The sequence below is a fragment of the Ruegeria sp. HKCCA0235A genome (genome assembly GCF_013033235.1).
Classification (GTDB): Bacteria; Pseudomonadota; Alphaproteobacteria; order Rhodobacterales; family Rhodobacteraceae; genus Ruegeria.
The window spans coordinates 1-18,222 of record NZ_WQDQ01000011.1 but is presented as its reverse complement, the minus strand read 5'-3'; the positions used below and the strand labels follow the sequence as shown (position 1 = coordinate 18,222).

The 18,222-nt window shown below is 53.4% G+C and carries 16 protein-coding genes; 13 read left to right on the top strand and 3 right to left on the bottom strand.

Going from position 1 to position 18,222, the window contains the following annotated elements:
• Positions 1–20: 20 nt before the first annotated feature.
• The 9 genes from GOW56_RS17315 to GOW56_RS17275 all read left to right on the top strand — a co-directional run bounded on the left by GOW56_RS17315 (position 21) and on the right by GOW56_RS17275 (position 8,941).
• Positions 21–866 carry a carbohydrate ABC transporter permease gene (locus tag GOW56_RS17315; RefSeq protein ID WP_152459492.1) on the top strand — a complete coding sequence of 282 codons (846 nt, stop codon included), beginning with the start codon at positions 21–23 and terminating at the stop codon, positions 864–866.
• Positions 863–1,699: a carbohydrate ABC transporter permease gene (locus GOW56_RS17310; protein WP_171206652.1), complete on the top strand. Its 837-nt coding sequence runs from the start codon at positions 863–865 to the stop codon at positions 1,697–1,699. The genes GOW56_RS17315 and GOW56_RS17310 overlap by 4 nt, the downstream gene beginning before the upstream one ends.
• Positions 1,700–1,722: 23 nt before the next feature.
• Positions 1,723–2,763, top strand: coding sequence for an ABC transporter ATP-binding protein (locus GOW56_RS17305; protein ID WP_171116994.1), 1,041 nt, complete (start codon positions 1,723–1,725; stop codon positions 2,761–2,763).
• Between the two features lie 12 nt (positions 2,764–2,775).
• On the top strand, positions 2,776–4,053 hold the full coding sequence (locus tag GOW56_RS17300) for an amylo-alpha-1,6-glucosidase (protein ID WP_171206651.1): 1,278 nt from the start codon (positions 2,776–2,778) through the stop codon (positions 4,051–4,053).
• Positions 4,050–4,736 carry a D-lyxose/D-mannose family sugar isomerase gene (locus GOW56_RS17295; protein ID WP_171206650.1) on the top strand — a complete coding sequence of 229 codons (687 nt, stop codon included), beginning with the start codon at positions 4,050–4,052 and terminating at the stop codon, positions 4,734–4,736. The genes GOW56_RS17300 and GOW56_RS17295 overlap by 4 nt, the downstream gene beginning before the upstream one ends.
• Positions 4,737–5,016: 280 nt before the next feature.
• Complete coding sequence (locus tag GOW56_RS17290) at positions 5,017–6,435, top strand: circularly permuted type 2 ATP-grasp protein (RefSeq protein ID WP_171172167.1); 1,419 nt, start codon at positions 5,017–5,019, stop codon at positions 6,433–6,435.
• Between the two features lie 2 nt (positions 6,436–6,437).
• Positions 6,438–7,379: an alpha-E domain-containing protein gene (locus GOW56_RS17285; protein WP_152459498.1), complete on the top strand. Its 942-nt coding sequence runs from the start codon at positions 6,438–6,440 to the stop codon at positions 7,377–7,379.
• A gap of 3 nt (positions 7,380–7,382) precedes the next feature.
• Complete coding sequence (locus GOW56_RS17280) at positions 7,383–8,180, top strand: transglutaminase family protein (RefSeq protein ID WP_171206649.1); 798 nt, start codon at positions 7,383–7,385, stop codon at positions 8,178–8,180.
• A gap of 11 nt (positions 8,181–8,191) precedes the next feature.
• On the top strand, positions 8,192–8,941 hold the full coding sequence (locus GOW56_RS17275; protein ID WP_171206648.1) for a proteasome-type protease: 750 nt from the start codon (positions 8,192–8,194) through the stop codon (positions 8,939–8,941).
• A gap of 183 nt (positions 8,942–9,124) precedes the next feature.
• Here GOW56_RS17275 and GOW56_RS17270 read toward each other — a convergent pair whose 3' ends face one another.
• Both GOW56_RS17270 and GOW56_RS17265 read right to left on the bottom strand, forming a co-directional pair.
• Positions 9,125–10,672 carry an arylsulfatase gene (locus GOW56_RS17270; RefSeq protein WP_171120885.1) on the bottom strand — a complete coding sequence of 516 codons (1,548 nt, stop codon included), beginning with the start codon at positions 10,670–10,672 and terminating at the stop codon, positions 9,125–9,127.
• A gap of 447 nt (positions 10,673–11,119) precedes the next feature.
• Complete coding sequence (locus GOW56_RS17265; RefSeq protein ID WP_171206752.1) at positions 11,120–11,767, bottom strand: class I SAM-dependent methyltransferase; 648 nt, start codon at positions 11,765–11,767, stop codon at positions 11,120–11,122.
• A gap of 96 nt (positions 11,768–11,863) precedes the next feature.
• Between GOW56_RS17265 and GOW56_RS17260 the strand changes: the two genes are divergently transcribed.
• The gene (locus GOW56_RS17260; protein WP_171206647.1) at positions 11,864–12,763 is read left to right on the top strand and encodes a LysR family transcriptional regulator; all 900 of its coding nucleotides are present in this window, start codon (positions 11,864–11,866) and stop codon (positions 12,761–12,763) included.
• A gap of 16 nt (positions 12,764–12,779) precedes the next feature.
• Positions 12,780–13,271 carry an ATP-binding protein gene (locus GOW56_RS17255; RefSeq protein ID WP_171206646.1) on the top strand — a complete coding sequence of 164 codons (492 nt, stop codon included), beginning with the start codon at positions 12,780–12,782 and terminating at the stop codon, positions 13,269–13,271.
• A gap of 465 nt (positions 13,272–13,736) precedes the next feature.
• Here the strand turns inward: GOW56_RS17255 and GOW56_RS21875 are convergent, their stop codons facing one another.
• On the bottom strand, positions 13,737–13,895 hold the full coding sequence (locus tag GOW56_RS21875; protein ID WP_254447252.1) for a hypothetical protein: 159 nt from the start codon (positions 13,893–13,895) through the stop codon (positions 13,737–13,739).
• A 19-nt stretch (positions 13,896–13,914) separates the two neighbouring features.
• Between GOW56_RS21875 and GOW56_RS17250 the strand changes: the two genes are divergently transcribed.
• Positions 13,915–15,765 (top strand): bifunctional 2',3'-cyclic-nucleotide 2'-phosphodiesterase/3'-nucleotidase, encoded by a 1,851-nt coding sequence (locus GOW56_RS17250; protein ID WP_254447251.1) that lies wholly within the window; start codon positions 13,915–13,917, stop codon positions 15,763–15,765.
• A gap of 350 nt (positions 15,766–16,115) precedes the next feature.
• Entirely contained in the window at positions 16,116–18,059 is a 1,944-nt protein-coding gene (locus GOW56_RS17245) for a DUF3604 domain-containing protein (RefSeq protein ID WP_171206644.1), read from the top strand.
• Positions 18,060–18,222: the final 163 nt, after the last annotated feature.

The following is an 18,222-nucleotide window of genomic DNA, read 5'->3' as shown; positions in this document are numbered from 1 at the left end:
CAACTTGAAGGAGCGGTCCGATGGAAGCGCGGCTATTGCCATACCTTCTGATCCTCCCGGTGACTCTGTTTCTCTGCCTGTTCTTTCTTTACCCGTTTGCGTTGGTGGCGCAGCAGGCTTTTGGAACCGAGAGCGGTTTCTCACTGGATAATTTTCGCGAGGTTGTGAACTACTGGAAGTTCCCGATTTCAATGAAGAACACTTTTCTTCTGGCAGCGGCTGTGGTGCCGATCCAGTTGGCCCTTTCGCTTCTGATGGCCACAATGGTCACGAAGATGCAAAGGGGACGCGATCTGGTTCTGTACATTTGGACCATCCCGCTGGGCATTTCGGACCTTGCAGCTGGTATCATCTGGTTGGCTATCTTCGAGCAGTCAGGCTTCCTGAATTCGATGATGGTGGGATTGGGTGTCACTGACCAACCTGTGAGTTTGCTGAGCTATCAGACCCCCTGGATTGTATTCCTTGCGATTATGCTGGCCGAGATTTGGCGCGCAACCGCGATTATGCTTGTGATCCTTGTCGCAGGCATCGGCTTGATACCCAAGGAGTACTACGAGGCCGCAGACGTGTTTGGAGCCTCGCGCTGGAAGCAATTCACGCGGATCACCCTGCCCCTTTTGCGCCCGTCCCTGCAAACGGCACTGGTCCTGCGCGTCATCCTTGCCTTTGAGGTTTTTGCTGTGGTCGCAGCCCTTGGGGGCACGATTTTCCCAGTGCTTATGGGCGAGATCTACGCCTATCAGTTTGATCTGCAAAATGGCGGTGCGGCAGCAGCACTCGCGATCATCGTTCTGATTATCTCGATCGTCTTCACTCTGATCATTATGCGCGCCTTGCGCGTCCCGAAAGGAGCCACGATATGACGGCTGTTGCAGACGTAGTTGCCCCCGACGCACGTAAGGCGGGGAAGGGGCTTTACCGGGCCGGGGTTATCCTGCTGTGCGCCTGGGTGATCGTCCCGCTCTACCTATTGTTTGTGAACACGATGTCCTCACCGGATACTGTGAACAGCTTCCCCAAGAGCTTCCTCCCGGAATTTGACATGGGATCCTTGGAATTCTTTGCGGGGTTCCAGGGAATGCTGACGGCACTGTGGAATTCAGTTGTGGTTGCATTGATGACGATGGTGATGTCCATCGCGATCGGAGCCCCGGCTGGGTACGCCCTGTCACGGTTCGACTTCCGGGGGAAGGAACTGTTCCGCCTTTTGATCCTGCTGACACGGGCTTTCCCACTGCCACTGCTGGCGTTGCCTCTGGCGGTTCTCTTTATCCGCACGGGTCTGGATGACACAGCCTTCGGTCTGGCCCTTGTCCACACCACACTGGCAATCCCCTTTGCGGTGCTCATAACCTTTTCGCTATTCTCAGGCATTCCGCTTGAGCTGGAAGAAGCGGCCTGGACATTGGGCTGCACGCGGCTGACCGCCTTTACCAAGGTGATCCTGCCGTTGGTCCTCCCGGGGATCACGGCCTCGGCTATCTTTGCCTTCGTGATCTCGTGGAACGAGGTTTTCGCAGCCGCCGTTCTGACCATCGAAAACCGGACGCTTCCCGCGTTCCTGTTGCAGACCCTGGGCGAAGCACCGCTGCATCTGAAATTTGCAGGCGGGTTCATTCTCGTGGTGCCTGCACTGATTTTCATCTTCGCCGTGCGCAAATATCTCTTTGCCATGTGGGGTATTGCCAACCGCTGAGCGGTGGCTGAAAGGAAACTGTTATGGCTGAAATACAGATCAAAAACATCGCCAAGAACTTTGGGTCCTACCAGGCTCTGCACGACATCAACCTGACCATCTCGGATCAGGAATTCATGGTGCTTTTAGGTGCTTCGGGCTGCGGCAAGTCCACGCTTTTGCGTATCATTGCCGGGCTCGAGACAGCGACCACCGGCGAGGTCTGGATCGGTGGTCGCCGGGTGGATCACCTGTCGCCAAAGGATCGCGGTATCTCGATGGTGTTCCAGAATTACGCGGTGTTCCCGCATCTGACGGTGTTCGAAAATATCGGCTTTGGTCTGCGGATGCAGAAACTGCCCGATGCGGAAGTCAAACGTCGGGTCGAACGCACCGCTGGATTGATGCATATCGAGCAGCTTCTGAAGCGCTATTCGGGCGAGCTGTCGGGTGGTCAGCGCCAACGGGTCGCCGTTGCCCGTGCATTGGCGATGGAACCGGATGTGATCCTGATGGACGAGCCGCTGTCTAACCTTGACGCATTGTTGCGGATGGAGATGCGGGCCGAGCTGAAGGGTGTTCTGGCTGAAAGTAAAACCACAGCAATCTACGTGACCCACGATCAGGTCGAAGCTATGTCCATGGCTGACCGGATCAGCGTCATGCATCAGGGCAAAATAGTTCAGGCCGCCTCGCCTATCGAGGTGTACCGGGATCCCGCGGCCGAGTTTGTGGCCAGCTTTATCGGCAATCCGCCAATGAACTTCCTTCCTGCCGAAGCAGCGGGTTCCGGGCGCTGGAATGTGGCAGGGCAAAACCTTGACGGGCCGGCAAACGGCAAAGAGCTGAAATGGGCGATTCGACCGGAAGATCTGCGCATTGCAGATCAGGGTTTCGGAGCGCGGGCCAAAGTTGTGGAGCCTCTGGGCGCGCATTTGCTGGTGACTTGCGATGTGGACGGACACCAATTCCGCGCTGTGCTGGATAGTGAGCTCGACGTGAAACCAGGTGACGTACTCACCTTGGCGCCGCAAGAGGGTCGCGGACGCTGGTTTGACCCCAAAACAACTCTGGCCGTTGCGTAAAGGAGAACCACGATGAGCCAAGCGCTGATCGATCAGGCCTGCAAAGTAATGGAAGGCAACGACCGTGGCAGTTATACCGTGCCTACCCACGGTCTCTATCCCTTTCAGTGGAACTGGGATAGCGCATTGTCTGCGCTAGGCTTTTCGCATTTTGACATGGACAGGGCTTGGGTCGAGGTCGAGACCCTAATGGCCCATCAGTGGGAAGACGGTATGGTGCCCCATATCGTTTTTCACGAACCCGATGACGGCTATTTCCCCGGTCCTGACGTCTGGCAAACCGGCCAATCTGTACCGACGACCGGTATCACCCAGCCGGCGGTTGCGGGACTTGCCCTGCGCAAACTCTATAATCGGGCCGAAGACAAAGCCGCCACCCGGACGCGGCTTGCTGAACTTCTGCCCAAGGTCCACGCATGGCATCAGTGGTTCTACCGCAACCGCGATCCAGAAAACACCGGGCTGGTGGCAATCATTCACCCGTGGGAATCCGGGCGAGACAACTCGGTGGACTGGGACGAAGGGCTGGATGCTGTACCGACTGAGGGCATAGCACCGTTCACGCGACGCGATACAACACATGCCAATCCCGATCATCGCCCGACAGATGATCAGTACCAAAGGTATATCTGGTTGGTGGAACACTTCCGCGGATTGCGATGGGACAACACAAAACTACATGACGCCTCGCCTTTCCGATTGGTTGACCCGGGGTTCAATGCCATCCTTATTCGGTCTTGTGACGATGTTGCGGAATTAGCGGAGATTTTGGGTATTCCTGCCATGGCCTCTGAAGCGCGCGAAATGGCCACCAAGGGCCGTGAAGCGTTGGAAAGCTTATGGAATGCAAATCTTGGACAATACACGTGTTACAACCGCGCCGCCGGGATTCTGCAAGACACGCCAACGGTCGGCGGGTTACTTGCGGCAATTGCTCAGGTGCCTCCCGAGCGCGCCCAAGCCCTGGTGCGAAGGATCGCCTTGCTGTCCGAGCGATGCGATTATCTGGTGCCAAGCCACGACCCGGCGGATGACGCCTTTGACAGTAAACGCTATTGGCGTGGACCGACATGGCTGGTCGTGAACTATATGATTGCCGAAGGGCTGATCCAATCAGGACAGGAAGCAATGGCACAACGTATCCTTGCTGGTAGCTTGCGCCTCATTGAGAAAAGCGGCTTTGCGGAATACTATGATCCCATCAGCGGTGAACCGTGTGGGGGTGGAGATTTCACTTGGACAGCTGCAATGGTGATTGAAATTATCAAGATTCAAAAAGTGCCCGCATGAAACGTTCGCGCATCAACGAGATTATGGCGCAAGCAAATGAGCTAATTCGCTCTCACGGTTTCACATTGCCGCCGTTTGCCTATTGGACGCCAGAAGAATTTAAGGCTCGTGAAAGCGATGCCCGTCACGTGATTGACGCGCGTTGCGGTTGGGATATCACTGATTACGGCGACGGTGATTTTGATCGGATGGGCCTGTTTCTTTTCACCCTGCGCAACGGTCTGCAGAACGACTTAGCGAAAGGCGGTGGCATGTGTTACGCTGAGAAGCTGTTGATTTCACGGCAGGATCAGCTTTCGCCGATGCACACGCATGTTCTGAAGGCAGAAGATATCATCAACCGTGGTGGCGCGACCCTAGTGGTCGAGCTTTTCGGCTCGGATGATGCCGGAGGTTTTGCAGAGGATCGCGGCGGCGTAGTCTGGCTGGATGGTATCCGCCGCGATTACGGCCCGGGCGAGAAACTGCGCCTGGCCCCCGGTGAAAGCGTCACCCTTCGCCCTGGTGATTGGCACGCGTTTTGGGGCGAAGGTGGCGATGTGCTGATCGGCGAGGTCTCGACCGTCAATGACGACGAGACCGACAATGTTTTTCGCGACCCAATTGGCCGATTTGCCGAGGTTCAGGAGGACGTCGCGCCGACACATCTTCTGGTCAGCGACTACTCAAAATGGCTAGGCTGATTGATGAAGCCATTGGAGGAGTTCGTGGCGTCTTGGCGCGAACTTAACGCTCTCTATCCGAGTTTGGGCGGTCATCCTTCACAGAAAATTGGCAATATCTATAGGCTTCATTTGCCCGTTCGCTGCGTTGTGCTTCAACAGCTGGAAACGCGAACAACGCCACGGTTTTAGGATCACCACGATATTCAATTCGCCTGAAAATTAGACGTTACTTACGACGACAGTATCAAATCGAGCCTGAACGACTTGAAAATTCTGATTTGAGCGTGAAACTTAACACATGAGTGAGTATTTTGATGAAATGTTCAACGGCGATGGATCACTCAGAGGTCCATATGAAGAGATCGGCCGCTGGTTCAATGCTGAAGACGTATCACGGCTGAGGGCGAAACAGCGTGAAGCCGAAGAAGTTTTTAGGCTGACGGGCATCACCTTTAATGTTTACGGCAAAGCAGAGGCAGAAGAACGACTGATACCGTTTGATATCGTGCCGCGTGTCATTTCGGCACGAGAGTGGCAGCGGCTGGAACGAGGTATCGAACAGCGAGTTCGGGCAATCAACGCGTTTCTTCATGACATATACCACCGTCAGGAAATTGTTCGCGCTGGCCGTGTGCCAGCTGAGATGATCGCCGCAAACGAAGCGTTCCTGCCGCAGATGTTGGGCATCACGCCACCTGGTAAGGTCTATACGCACATAGTCGGCGTTGATTTGGTGCGAACCGGGCCGGACGAGTTTTTTGTGCTGGAAGACAATGCGCGTACGCCGTCCGGTGTGAGCTATATGCTCGAGAACCGGGAAACCATGCTCAAAATGTTCCCGGAACTGTTTAGCGCCACAAATGTCCGGAATGTTTCCGATTACCCGCGTAGTTTAAGACGGTCCCTGGCTGCATGCGCGCCAGCTTGCGCCGAGGGAGAACCCACTGTCGCCGTGTTGACGCCTGGCATCTACAATTCAGCCTACTACGAGCACGCCTTCTTGGCAGATCAGATGGCCGTGGAATTGGTCGAAGGTCACGACTTGCGGGTTGTAAACGGGCGTGTCTGCATGCGCACCACCAGAGGTTATAAACCCATCGACGTTCTCTATCGCAGAGTGGATGACGACTTTCTGGACCCGTTGAATTTCAACCCCGACAGCGCATTAGGCGTGCCGGGTATTCTGGACGTTTATCGCGCTGGCGGTATCACGATTGCGAACGCCCCGGGAACAGGCATAGCCGATGACAAGGCGATCTATTCATACATGCCTGAAATCGTTGAATTCTACACGGGTGAAAAGCCCCTGCTTCAAAATGTTCCCACGTGGCGTTGCAGCGATCCTGAATCTCTGTCCTACGTACTGGACAATCTGTCCGACCTTGTTGTGAAAGAAGTGCACGGTTCTGGCGGCTACGGGATGTTGATCGGCCCGACCGCCAGCAAGAAAGAGATTTCAGCTTTCCGCGACAAGCTCAAAGCGCGGCCAGCGAACTATATTGCTCAGCCGACACTGTCGCTTTCAACCGTTCCGATCTTCGCGCGTTCGGGGCTGGCCCCCAGGCATGTCGATCTGCGGCCTTTCGTTTTAGTGTCGCCCGAGGGGATCAAGATCACTCCCGGCGGCCTGACCCGCGTGGCACTTAAAAAGGGGTCATTGGTCGTCAACTCGAGCCAGGGCGGTGGAACCAAAGACACCTGGGTTCTGGAGGACTGACCATGCTGGGAAAAACTGCTGGTGGGTTGTTCTGGATGTCCCGCTACCTGGAACGAGCGGAAAACACGGCCAGGCTGCTTGAAACAGGTCAGCGGATGGCGTTGACCCGCACCAAGAATTCGACCGAAGAATGGGGTTCAGTTCTGAAAACGGCCGGCGTTCTGGATGGGTACCACGCCAAATACGATGATGTTTCGAAAGACAACGCGGTGGATTGGATGCTGCGTGATGCGGATAATCCATCCTCGATCAAGTCAGTCATCAAGCAGGCAAGAGACAATGCGCGCCTTGTCCGAACCGCACTGACACACGATGTTTGGAGCGCAGTAAACTCTACCTGGATGCAGATTGATGATGTCATGAAGCGCCGCGTGAATGAGCGGGACCTGCCTGCGACGCTGGAGCTTATTCGCCAACAGGCGGCCCTGGTTCGTGGCGCTACATTGGGCACGATGCTACGCAATGACATTTTCGACTTCACCCGCATTGGTACCTTCGTCGAACGAGCCGACAATACCGGGCGCATTCTGGATGTGAAATACTACGTTCTTCTGCCCACAGCTTTCTCAGTTGGCTCATCACTGGACAACATCCAATGGGAAAGCATTCTCCGTTCCGTCGGCGCTGGCGGAGGATATCGAATGACCCACGGTGAGAAAACCCAACCGTCTGATATCGCACAGTTTTTGATCTTGGATCAGCGAATGCCGCGCAGCCTTCACTTTTGCTGCAGAAAAATTCAAGAAAACCTTTCTTACCTAAAGAAAGACTATGGCTTTGCCGGGCCTTCCTGCGAGGCCTCGAATGGCCTCTACGAGAAATACCTGGATCAAAAAATCTCTGATATCTTCGAAATCGGTCTGCATGAGTACATTCAGGATTTTCTGACAGATCTCGGCAGCTTAAGTCGACAGATCGAGGTTGATTACAGGTTCTACGAGTAGCCAATGAAACTGCACATTCGACACGAGACACGATACGATTTCGATGCACCCGTTCCCTTCGGGCTGCAACAGCTGAGAAAGACACCAAAGTCATTCCGCAATCAGAACATTGTAAGTTGGAGCACCCAAATCACTGGCGGGCGCAAAGAACTGACTTTTGAAGACTACCACCGCAACACCGTGGAATTGATCAGTTTCGACGTAAACACCCAAAGCATCTCGTTGATTTCAGAAGGCGTTGTAGAAGTGGAAGACACACATGGCGTCCTCGGGCGTCACGAAGGGTCGACTCCATTGTGGCTATTCAAAAGGAGCACCCCTCAGACAACGCCGGGGAAAGGGGTTGCCGAAGTAATAGGCGCGTTGCCCAAAGGCGAACCGCTGGAAAAGATGCATGCCCTTTCCGAAAGCATTCGCACTCAGGTCGCGTACGAGATTGGAAGTTCGCACCCGAGCTGGAGCGCAGAAGACGCGCTCGAATCCGGGTGCGGCGTGTGTCAGGACCACGCGCATATTTTCATTGCCTGCGCGCGACAGATTGGAGTTCCTGCACGCTATGTATCGGGTTACCTGATGATGAACGAAACGGAACTACAGGACGCGACCCATGCCTGGGCCGAGGTGCACTTGGACGGGCTTGGGTGGGTTGGGTTCGACGTTTCAAACGGGATTTCACCTGACGATCGATACGTACGCGTCGCGACCGGTCTGGACTATTCCCAAGCTGCCCCAGTAATAGGGAACAGAATTGGGGCAGCGGGTGAGCAATTGACAGTGCAGTTGCAGGTCGCACAGCAATAACGGAGAATTTGATGACCTATGCTGTGGGTATGCGGCTGAAGCGCGGGTTGGTGTTCATGTCCGACACCCGCACGAATGCAGGCGTCGATAATGTTTCGACCTTCAACAAGATGTTCAATTGGACAGTTGATGGCGATCGGTCGATCACTATCCTAACGGCAGGAAACCTTGCGACTACTCAGGCCACCATAAGCCTTCTGGAAGAGCGGACCAAAGCGCCAGAAGATCGCTCGCCGTCCATACTGGAAGCACCGACAATGTTCCAAGTCGCGCAACTGGTCGCGGCTACGTTGAATGACGTCATACAGGAGCATTCCCAATCCGGTCAGCAAGCCGACAGCGCCTTTCATGCGACACTCATTTTAGGTGGCCAGATCAAAGGCGGCCCGTCTCGCCTGTTTCTGATCTACCCCGAAGGCAACTTTATCGAGGCTGGCGCTGATACTCCGTTCTTTCAGATTGGAGAGACGAAATACGGTCGTCCAATTCTGGTGCGCGCCTATGATCCGGAGATGAGCTTTGCGGAAACTGTGAAACTCCTGCTTGTCAGCTTCGACTCCACGATCAAGGCCAATCTTTCTGTCGGAGCTCCGCTTGACCTTCTTCTTTACGATGAAGACAGTCTTGAAGGCGGCACACGGTCCAGATTCGAACCCGACGATCAGTACTTTCGCACCATTTCCGAGGTGTGGGGCGACGCGTTGAAATCGGCCTTGTCCAAGCTTCCAGAATACAAACCAGAGCGAAAGCCAAGCGATTGAGCGTCCGCTTTAATCCGCAGAGCGGTTATTTGGAGAAAATCGACCGATGTCCGAATTGCGGACAAAGCCGCCGTTCATTCTCTCCCTTGGACTGCGCCAATTTTCAGTCCAAGGGGATGATTTGCGCGTTTAAATTCGACAGAACGTTGTCTTTAAATTCAAGATCACTGGCTTTCGTCAGAGCTATTGATTGCCGGCACGGCTGGTGAGTTCCTCCATAACGTTGTCGAGGTTAAAGCTGCCGGGTTTTTGCCTTGGCGGAAATTCCTCGAAGCTTTGAAGCCATTGCCCAACGTAGGCGGAGGCCGGAGCTATCGCGAACATATGCTCGAGGAACCAGCGCTGGTATCCCATAGCGTTCTCTTCCTCGGCTCTCTCGAACGGATCACTCCGTAAGTTTGAAAGCATCGGTGCGCGCAACACCTCGAAAGGTGAGAGCCAAACATCAAGTCCATGTGCGTTCTGTTTTAGGAATGTCACCTTGTACTGTTCATAGCGCAAGGCGGCTACGCTGCCATCGTCAGTCCAATAAATGAATTCACTGCGTGGCCAATCATCAGTTTCACCTGAGAGCGACGGAAGTAGATTGTAGCCGTCCAGATGTGCCTTGTATTGGCGACCGATCGCTTCAACGCCACCATCAAGTAGCCTTTCTTTGATGTCTGGCTCGCCGACAGAAGCCATAATGGTTGGCAACATGTCCGCATGTGAAGCTACGCCATTGATCTTCGATCCCGGCTCGATGACGCCCGGCCACTTGATGACCGTCGGGACACGATAGCCACCTTCCCATTGCGTGTTTTTCTCGCCGCGGAAAGGTGTAGTACCACCGTCCGGCCACGTGAAGGTCTCGGCTCCGTTGTCTGTTGAATACATTACGACAGTGTTTTCGGCGATCCCAAGCTCCTCAAGTTTATCAAGTAGTACACCGACGTGCCCATCATGCTCGACCATGCCGTCAGGATAAACACCAAGTCCCGTCACTCCGTCGGAGTCTTCCTTAAGATGCGTAAAAATGTGCATGCGAGTGGAATTCCACCAAAGGAAGAAAGGCTTGTCCTGTTCAACAGCTCTATCCATGAAGTCCAACGCACTTGCCGTGACTTCTTCGTCAACGGTTTCCATGCGTTTTTTCGTAAGCGGCCCGGTGTCCTCGATCGAGCCATCTGCGGTCGATTTGATCACCCCGCGCGGGCCGAAATTCTCCCTAAAGGTTTCATCCTTGGGATAATCTGGATTTTCAGGCTCTTCTTCTGCGTTGAGGTGGTAGAGGTTCCCGAAAAATTCATCGAAACCGTGATTGGTGGGGAGGTGCTCGTCACGGTCACCCAAATGGTTTTTGCCAAACTGGCCTGTCATATACCCGTGGTTTTTGAGTAGTCCAGCGATGGTGGGGTCTTCCACGGGCATGCCCTCAGGTGCGCCAGGAAGGCCGACCTTCGTCAAACCCGTACGAATGGGAGATTGTCCAGTTATGAAAGCCGCTCGTCCTGCAGTACAGGACTGCTCTCCGTACCAGTCAGTAAATAGCGCGCCTTCTTTGGCTATACGGTCGATGTTGGGTGTCTGATAACCCATCATGCCATGGTTGTAGGCACTAATATTCCAAAACCCAATGTCATCTCCCCAAATAATCAGGAAGTTCATAGGAGGTTCATCTTGTGCGTAAACGGCCGTAGCGGTTGCGGCAAATAATGCCGCTACTATGGTGGATTTTGTTTTGTACTTCATATTCGTCCTCCCAAAATTTCTTGTTAACACCGAATAACCTACCACAAATTCGAAGTTTTTTGTTGGGACCCTTGTGGTTTCCAGGATTTCAGGCGGAAATGCGCAAGTTAATTAAAAAAATCCTGTCGACTTAAATGGCTTTACTAAACGAACTGACCGATACCTTTTTCCAGCGCTTCAAACACGTAATTGGTCACGACTGAATTCGCCGCATTTCGGAACCACGCCAAAGCGTTTGCTGGAGCACTTTTTCTTCTGCTTCGGAATCGATGCTGACATTCGCCTGAATATCGCGAGCGATCGCTATGCGGACTAATGCTGCCACTCGCAGTCGCATTATTAAATCGGAAACAGACCTTTGTAACATCCGATCACTTGTGAACAGTTTATATAAAACACTGTGATGCAAAGATCATTTCAAAGGACGAAGCTGTACGAACTGGAGCTTCATGTTTTTTGCGCGACAATATAACGACTCTGGAGCATCGAGGCTTGATCAGAAGTATAAAGAACTTCAAAGCCTGCGGACGCAATTTTCCTCTCAAGTGCCGATCCAGACACGAAGTTCACAAATGGGGCTTTCCCAAAAGCCTGCATGATTGGGATTGCGATCCGACTGATCATCGCAAACTGGAAACCACCGCTCTCAGGCGCGCAGACGGTTTTGGATATGAAAAGCCCACCCGGTTTTGTCAGCGCAGCAATGTGCTCGAGCGCTTGGTCCAAATCGGGCAGAAGATGAAGCAAGTTATGCGCCAAGACGGCATCGTAAGAGCCTTCGTCAAGACTGTGCTCAAGAACGTCGGCCACCTTGAAAGTGACATTCTCCAGCCCTTCTTTATCAAGCTTCTCATCGGCAATTTCGATCATGCCCGGAGCGAGATCCGTGGCAGTGACATGGGCGACATGCGGCGCAAGCAGCAGCGCAGTTGAACCTGTCCCGCACCCGATTTCGAGTACGCTGTCCTCCGCTTTCAGGTACGACTTGGTACGTTCCAGTGTTTTCAGGTACCCTTCCATGTTGCGGATTGGGTCTGCCGCATATTTTCGCGAGATTTTGCTCCAGAACGCGGCATCCTTAGACAAAGCAGCCATTTCAATACTCTCTAACAAGGTTGTCGCCGTATCCTGTAATACCAAACATTCATTTATGGAATTGCCCCAATTCGCAGAAGTGTTATGCATAAATGCATGAACTGGAAAGCCATTAATTTCGACTGGAATCAGGTGCGGTCCTTTCTCGCGACAGCCGAAGAGGGCTCGTTTTCCGCAGCGGCGCGCGTTCTTGAGCAAACTCAACCCACTGTCGGCCGGCAAGTTGCCGCGCTGGAAATGGCACTTGGCATCACCCTGTTCGAAAGAGTCGGCAAGTCGCTTAATTTGACGACTGCTGGCGCCGAGCTTTTGTTGCATGTCAGAGAAATGGCGGATGTGGCGAACAGGATTTCACTTACTGCGACAAGTCAGTCGCAAGCTGTTGAAGGTCAAGTCAGGATCACTGCGTCCGATGTGATGTCTGCCTATCAGCTACCGCCTATACTGAAAAAGATCCGACTTGCAGCACCGCGACTGGAGATAGACATCGTTGCTGCAAATGACATACGAGACATACAGCGACGTGAGGCTGATATCGCCATCCGACATGTACGTCCGACGCAGCCGGATCTGACGGCAAAGCTTGTCGCCGAGGCCACGGCACATTTCTACGCGGCACCTTCGTACCTTGATCAGGTTGGACGGCCAAAAAATGAAGGCGAACTCGCTAAGTTGGACTTTGTCGGATTTGGTGACATTGACACGATGATCGGTTTTCTTGATCCGGCGGGCATTAAGGTCACCCGAAAAAGCTTCCGGGTCGGCTCACAAAGCGGGATTGTATCCTGGGAGTTGGTGCGCCAAGGGTTTGGCATATGTGTAATGTCGGATGACGTGGCTGCCCTAACACCCGGCGTCGAGCGCGTGCTCCCCGACCGTGAGCCGTTTAAGTTCCCGATTTGGCTGGCGACGCACTCCGAGCTACATACCGCACGAAGGATCAGGTTGGTGTTTGATCAACTGGCGGACCAACTTAGCGCAGGGACCATCAGGTAATCCGGGAGTTCGCTCTATGTTACAGGCTATTCCAACGCTCCACTTGTTATGCGGCAAAATTGCTTCAGGAAAATCAACTCTGGCAGCGAGACTTGCGAAAAGTGACGGGGCCGTGCTCATTTCAGAAGATGAATGGCTTAGCGCGCTGTTTGGGGATCAAATGAAGTCCTTGCAGGATTATGTAGACTGCGCTTTGAAACTGCGACTGGTCATGGGTCCTCACGTGGCTGCTCTGCTGAAGGCTGGCGTTTCGGTCGTTCTCGATTTTCCAGCGAACACAATTGAAAACAGGGCCTGGATGCGCGACCTGCTGGAAGACACTGCTGCGAAGCACCACCTTCACTTTTTGGATGCGTCAGATGAGGTTTGTCTGCACCGGCTGCACAAGCGCAACAGAGAAGGCGCGCATGCATTTGCAGCGACGGAAGATCAATATCGGCGTATTGCGCGGTATTTCGTGCCACCATCACCCGAAGAGGGTTTTAGCATCATAACTCACCGTCAGTAGCACCAGACTTTCGAAATGTCGCGGCGGAGCTAAATGTTTTTCGGCCGCCTGCTCTGAGTCGACGATTGGCCAAATGTTTACAGTCAGCTTTCACTGGGCCTCAGGTACGGAGATTGCGTGACAACAAAAGATGTATCCCGGTGCGTCCTTCTTAAGTCATGGCAACGGCAACGCGGGCAGCGTCGTTCACGTCGATTATCGGTAGTGTACGTCGCTGGCAGGCATGGGCAACACATCGGCAAATGCCGGCTCCAACAACCATCTCCAGAATAGTTTTGCGCCGACAATACAGCACGGGTGATGGGAAAAGGCACTGATTATTCTTCACATACGTTGTCAAACCAGTCCCGGCTTGGTTTCACCTGATCCAATCATTTAGCGACTTCATGGATCTGGTGCATGGGATCGTCCATATCCCCTGAAATAAGTCTGTAAAATGTGTTAGAAGACACTGTCATAAGATCGTTATGCAATACCGGCAACTATTCTCATTGCCAGCCAACTCGAAAGGTGACCCATGTCTTTTTCCAACCGCTCGTCAATTTCGCGTCGCCAATTTCTTGCAACAACAGCTGGTGCAGCGGCCATCACCTTGCATCCTTTTTCAATTTTGGCATCCAACAATCAAGCGCATCTGCGCATCATGGAAACAACGGACATCCATGTTCATGTGTTCCCCTATGACTACTATGCCGACAAACCCCGTGACACAGTGGGCTTGTCCCGTACGGCCTCAATCATCAACGAAATTCGCGCTGAGGCGACAAATTCGATCTTGGTCGACAACGGTGACTTTCTTCAAGGGAACCCAATGGGCGACTACATCGCCTATGAGCGTGGCATGAAAGAAGGGGATGCGCACCCCATCATCACCGCGTTCAACACTGTTGGCTATGATGCTGCAACTCTGGGCAATCACGAATTCAACTACGGGCTGGATTTCCTGGAAAAATCACTCGCGGGCGCAGAGTTCCCGGTCGTTTTGGCCAATGTTTCAAAGACACAAGGCGCAACTCCGCGTGACGACAAAACGCTGATAAAACCTTACACAATCATCGACCGTGAAATCGAAATGGGTGATAGGACCAAGCACTCAATCAAAATCGGTGTCATAGGTTTTACGCCGCCGCAGATCATGAACTGGGACCGAAAGCATCTGGAAGGCAATGTTCAGGCCCGCGATATCGTCGAAACCGCGCGGGCATACGTGCCAGAGATGAAGGAACAAGGATGTGACCTAATCATCGCCCTTTCACATTCTGGGATCGGCGACGCCAATCATGTGGACGGTATGGAAAACGCCTCAGTCGTTTTGGCGGGTGTTGACGGAATCGACGCTCTGGTCACGGGGCACAATCACCTTGTCTTTCCCTCGCCGACATTTGCGGACCGACCCGGCATTGACGTCGAAAAGGGCACCCTGATGGGTAAACCTGCTGTTATGGGCGGCTTCTGGGGCTCACATCTTGGGTTGTTGGACCTGCTGCTGGAACGGGAAGGAAATGAGTGGCGCGTGGTTACCACCACGTCCGAGGCCCGCGCGATTTCCAAACGCAATGAAGACCGCTCAATCACCGCTTTGGTCGGAGACGATCAGAAGGTTCTCGACTCGGTTGCGAAGGATCACGACGAAACGCTCGCCTATGTCCGTCGAGCCGTTGGCAAAACATCTGCCCCGTTGCACAGCTATTTTGCATTGGTTGCTGATGATCCGTCTGTACAGATCGTTTCGATCGCACAGAAATGGTATGTCGAAGAAATGCTGAAAGGCACCGAGCACGAAGGATTGCCGATCCTGTCAGCGGCGGCGCCGTTCAAGGCGGGTGGTCGCGGGGGCCCGGACTATTACACCGACGTCCCGGTCGGGGATGTTGCTATAAAAAATGTGGCTGATCTGTATCTCTATCCCAACACAGTGCGCGCGGTGCGAGTGAACGGTGTTCAACTGCGTGGTTGGCTGGAGCGTTCGGCCGGTATGTTCAACCAGATCGAGCGAGGCTCAGAGGATGCGGTTCTTCTGAATCCAGAGTTTCCATCCTACAATTTCGATGTGATGGATGGCGTAATATACCAGATCGACCTGTCGCAGCCGTCGCGCTTTGGGCCAAAGGGGGAAGAGGTGAATCCCGATGCGGCTCGAATTGTGAACTTGTCCTTCCAAGGCGAACCGGTCACCGATGACATGGAGTTCATCATCGCCACAAACAATTATCGTGCATCGGGTGGCGGTTCATTCCCCGGCGCATTGGGTGATACAATCGTGTTCGAAGCCCCGGACACTAATCGCGACGTCATCGTGCGCTATATTGTCGAACAGGGAACGATCAACCCAAAAGCGGATGGCAACTGGTCATTTGCTCCTTTAGAGAACACAACCGTGCTATTCGAGACCGGCCCAAAGGCCCGAGACTACATCGCCGATGTCAAAGGCGTTTTAATCGAAGATGCCGGAGATGGTGCAGATGGCTTCGCGGCATTCCGCATCAAGCTCTAGTGCAATCGCATGTGCGTACTTTGAGGAAGTCGGAAGTCAACGAAAGCAGCTACCATCAGGCTTACGCTGAACGCCCGCATGCGACTTTCAAAGGCTATAAGCGGTTAGAAATGAACGTTTGATCTGGGCTCGGAGCAGTCCTCGTTGCGCAGTGCATCAGTGAATGCTCTGCGGACAAAGCCGCTGTTTGGTTCCGCCGTAAACGAGACTAAGACGCGGCGAGGGATTTGGGTAGTTACACACCAATTCAACCAAGTACAGACGCTCTTCGCGGAAACAAAAACGAGGTTGACAGCAAGCATATGAGAATGGTCGCATGAGTTATAATCTGATTAGCTGGGAATATAGCCATGAATGTTCCTTTCAGTGCGACCTTATTCTTTTGTCTCTGTTTGTCCTCGACCTATGCTTGGGCACAGGAAACCGCCGAGGGTGGACAAGTTGGTGAAATGACCATCTCGGGGGCCGACATGCATGCCCCTGCATCAGATGCGTTTTCGCCTTATGCAGGACGCGACTTTCCAACTAGACCTCTTTGGGGCGACACCCACTTGCATACATCGCTCTCACTCGACGCGCGTGCGTTTGGTGTACTTCTTTCGCCTTCAGACGCGTTTCGGTTTGCGCGTGGAGAAGAAGTAACTACTTCTCACGGCCTACGGGCGAAGCTGTCTCGCCCGCTGGATTGGCTCGTTGTTTCAGACCATTCAGACGCGATGGGCGCGATGAACGAGATCGTCGCGGGGAACGCAACTTTGATGGGCGACCCAACGTTACGTGACTGGAACGACAGGTTGAACCAAGGAGGGAATGTTGCCCTTGGAGCGACAATGGAGGTTATCGAGACTTTCGCTGGAATTACCGGTGAAGCTTTGCCGGAGGCGATTGCTGACCGTCGTTTCGTACAGTCAGTTTGGGATGACTTTACGGAAACTGCAGATGCTTATGATCAACCGGGATCGTTTACCGCGTTTATCGGCTACGAATGGACCTCGACGCAAGGTGGCAACAACTTGCACCGCAATGTCATCTATAGGGACGACAGGATTCGGGCGCGGCAAATGTTGCCGTTTACGACTGCCGAGACATTCAATCCGGAAGATCTGTGGGATTGGATGGAAAGATACGAAGAAACGACAGGCGGGCGCGTCCTTGCATTGGCGCACAACGGAAATGTTTCTAATGGTTTGATGTTTCCTGTCGAGACAAACCCCGATACCGGCGAACCGCTCACAGGAGATTACGCGGAAAGACGCGCCAAATGGGAGCCACTTTATGAGATCACTCAAATCAAAGGCGACGGCGAGGCCCACCCGTTTCTGAGCCCAAATGACGAGTTTGCAGATTACGAAACATGGGACGTCGCAAACCTTGGCCCTGTCCCAAAAGAAGACTGGATGTTGCAGTACGAGTATGCTCGCGAGGCTTTAAAAAATGGCCTGAAGCTTGAGGCGCAACTTGGGACCAACCCTTACAAGTTCGGCGTCGTGGGATCCACAGACAGTCACACGGCTTTGGCGACAGCCCAGGAAGATAACTTTTTTGGTAAGCACTCGGGCGTGGAACCTGAGCCTGGGCGTTGGCAGCATGTTGTCGGCGAGTTTGAAGCGACCAAAATTCTGGGCTGGCAGATGGCTGCCTCTGGTTATGCGGCGGTTTGGGCCGAGGAAAATACACGAGCATCTATTTTCGACGCGATGGAACGTAAGGAAGTATATGGGACAACAGGCAGTCGGATCACGGTACGTTTCTTCGGGGGATGGGATTTCGAAGAAAACGACGCTCAATCGCGGCTTCCTGCGAAGATTGGTTATGACAAAGGCGTACCCATGGGGGCAGATCTACCGGAAGCGCCCGGTGATGCCTTAGCGCCAAATTTTCTCGTCGCTGCACTCAAGGATCCGTACTCGGGTAATCTGGATCGTATTCAGATAGTCAAGGGCTGGGTAACAGAAGACGGTGAGACACAAGAAAAGGTTTTTGATGTCGTCTGGTCCGGCGATCGGGATCTCGGCGCGGAAGGCAAGCTGCCGCCTGTCGGCAATACCGTGAACGTCGAAACCGGTACGTTCACGAACTCAATCGGATCGCCAGAATTGATAACCGTCTGGTCTGATCCCGAATTTGATCCGGAACAAAAGGCTTTTTACTACGCGCGCGTGCTGGAAATCCCCACGCCGCGATGGACGGTTTACGAAGCTATTCGGTTCGGTGACGAACTACCTGAAGAAGTACCGACATCCACACAAGAACGGGCTTATACTTCGCCCATTTGGTACACTCCGGAGGGATAGCACTTCACCAAAAACGCGCTCATGTTTCATGGCTAATATGGGTTCGTTGTAGTCGTTCGCCCGAATATCGCGAGCGATCGCTATTCGGACAAAGCGGACGTCCGCTGGGTCCGTTTGTAAAGGCCCAACAACGATGGTCGGCGTGTGTGATTCCTAAATTTGA

Bases quoted from the DNA above. Each gene is read 5' to 3' on its own strand.
- GOW56_RS17245 (WP_171206644.1), top strand. From the start codon at position 16,116: ATGAATGTTCCTTTCAGTGCGACCTTATTCTTTTGTCTCTGTTTGTCC.
- GOW56_RS17280 (WP_171206649.1), top strand. From the start codon at position 7,383: ATGAAACTGCACATTCGACACGAGACACGATACGATTTCGATGCACCC.
- GOW56_RS17315 (WP_152459492.1), top strand. From the start codon at position 21: ATGGAAGCGCGGCTATTGCCATACCTTCTGATCCTCCCGGTGACTCTG.
- GOW56_RS17290 (WP_171172167.1), top strand. From the start codon at position 5,017: ATGAGTGAGTATTTTGATGAAATGTTCAACGGCGATGGATCACTCAGA.
- GOW56_RS17275 (WP_171206648.1), top strand. From the start codon at position 8,192: ATGACCTATGCTGTGGGTATGCGGCTGAAGCGCGGGTTGGTGTTCATG.
- GOW56_RS17260 (WP_171206647.1), top strand. From the start codon at position 11,864: ATGAACTGGAAAGCCATTAATTTCGACTGGAATCAGGTGCGGTCCTTT.
- GOW56_RS17310 (WP_171206652.1), top strand. From the start codon at position 863: ATGACGGCTGTTGCAGACGTAGTTGCCCCCGACGCACGTAAGGCGGGG.
- GOW56_RS17265 (WP_171206752.1), bottom strand. From the start codon at position 11,767: ATGGCTGCTTTGTCTAAGGATGCCGCGTTCTGGAGCAAAATCTCGCGA.
- GOW56_RS17300 (WP_171206651.1), top strand. From the start codon at position 2,776: ATGAGCCAAGCGCTGATCGATCAGGCCTGCAAAGTAATGGAAGGCAAC.
- GOW56_RS17255 (WP_171206646.1), top strand. From the start codon at position 12,780: ATGTTACAGGCTATTCCAACGCTCCACTTGTTATGCGGCAAAATTGCT.
- GOW56_RS17285 (WP_152459498.1), top strand. From the start codon at position 6,438: ATGCTGGGAAAAACTGCTGGTGGGTTGTTCTGGATGTCCCGCTACCTG.
- GOW56_RS17305 (WP_171116994.1), top strand. From the start codon at position 1,723: ATGGCTGAAATACAGATCAAAAACATCGCCAAGAACTTTGGGTCCTAC.
- GOW56_RS17270 (WP_171120885.1), bottom strand. From the start codon at position 10,672: ATGAAGTACAAAACAAAATCCACCATAGTAGCGGCATTATTTGCCGCA.
- GOW56_RS17250 (WP_254447251.1), top strand. From the start codon at position 13,915: ATGGAAACAACGGACATCCATGTTCATGTGTTCCCCTATGACTACTAT.
- GOW56_RS17295 (WP_171206650.1), top strand. From the start codon at position 4,050: ATGAAACGTTCGCGCATCAACGAGATTATGGCGCAAGCAAATGAGCTA.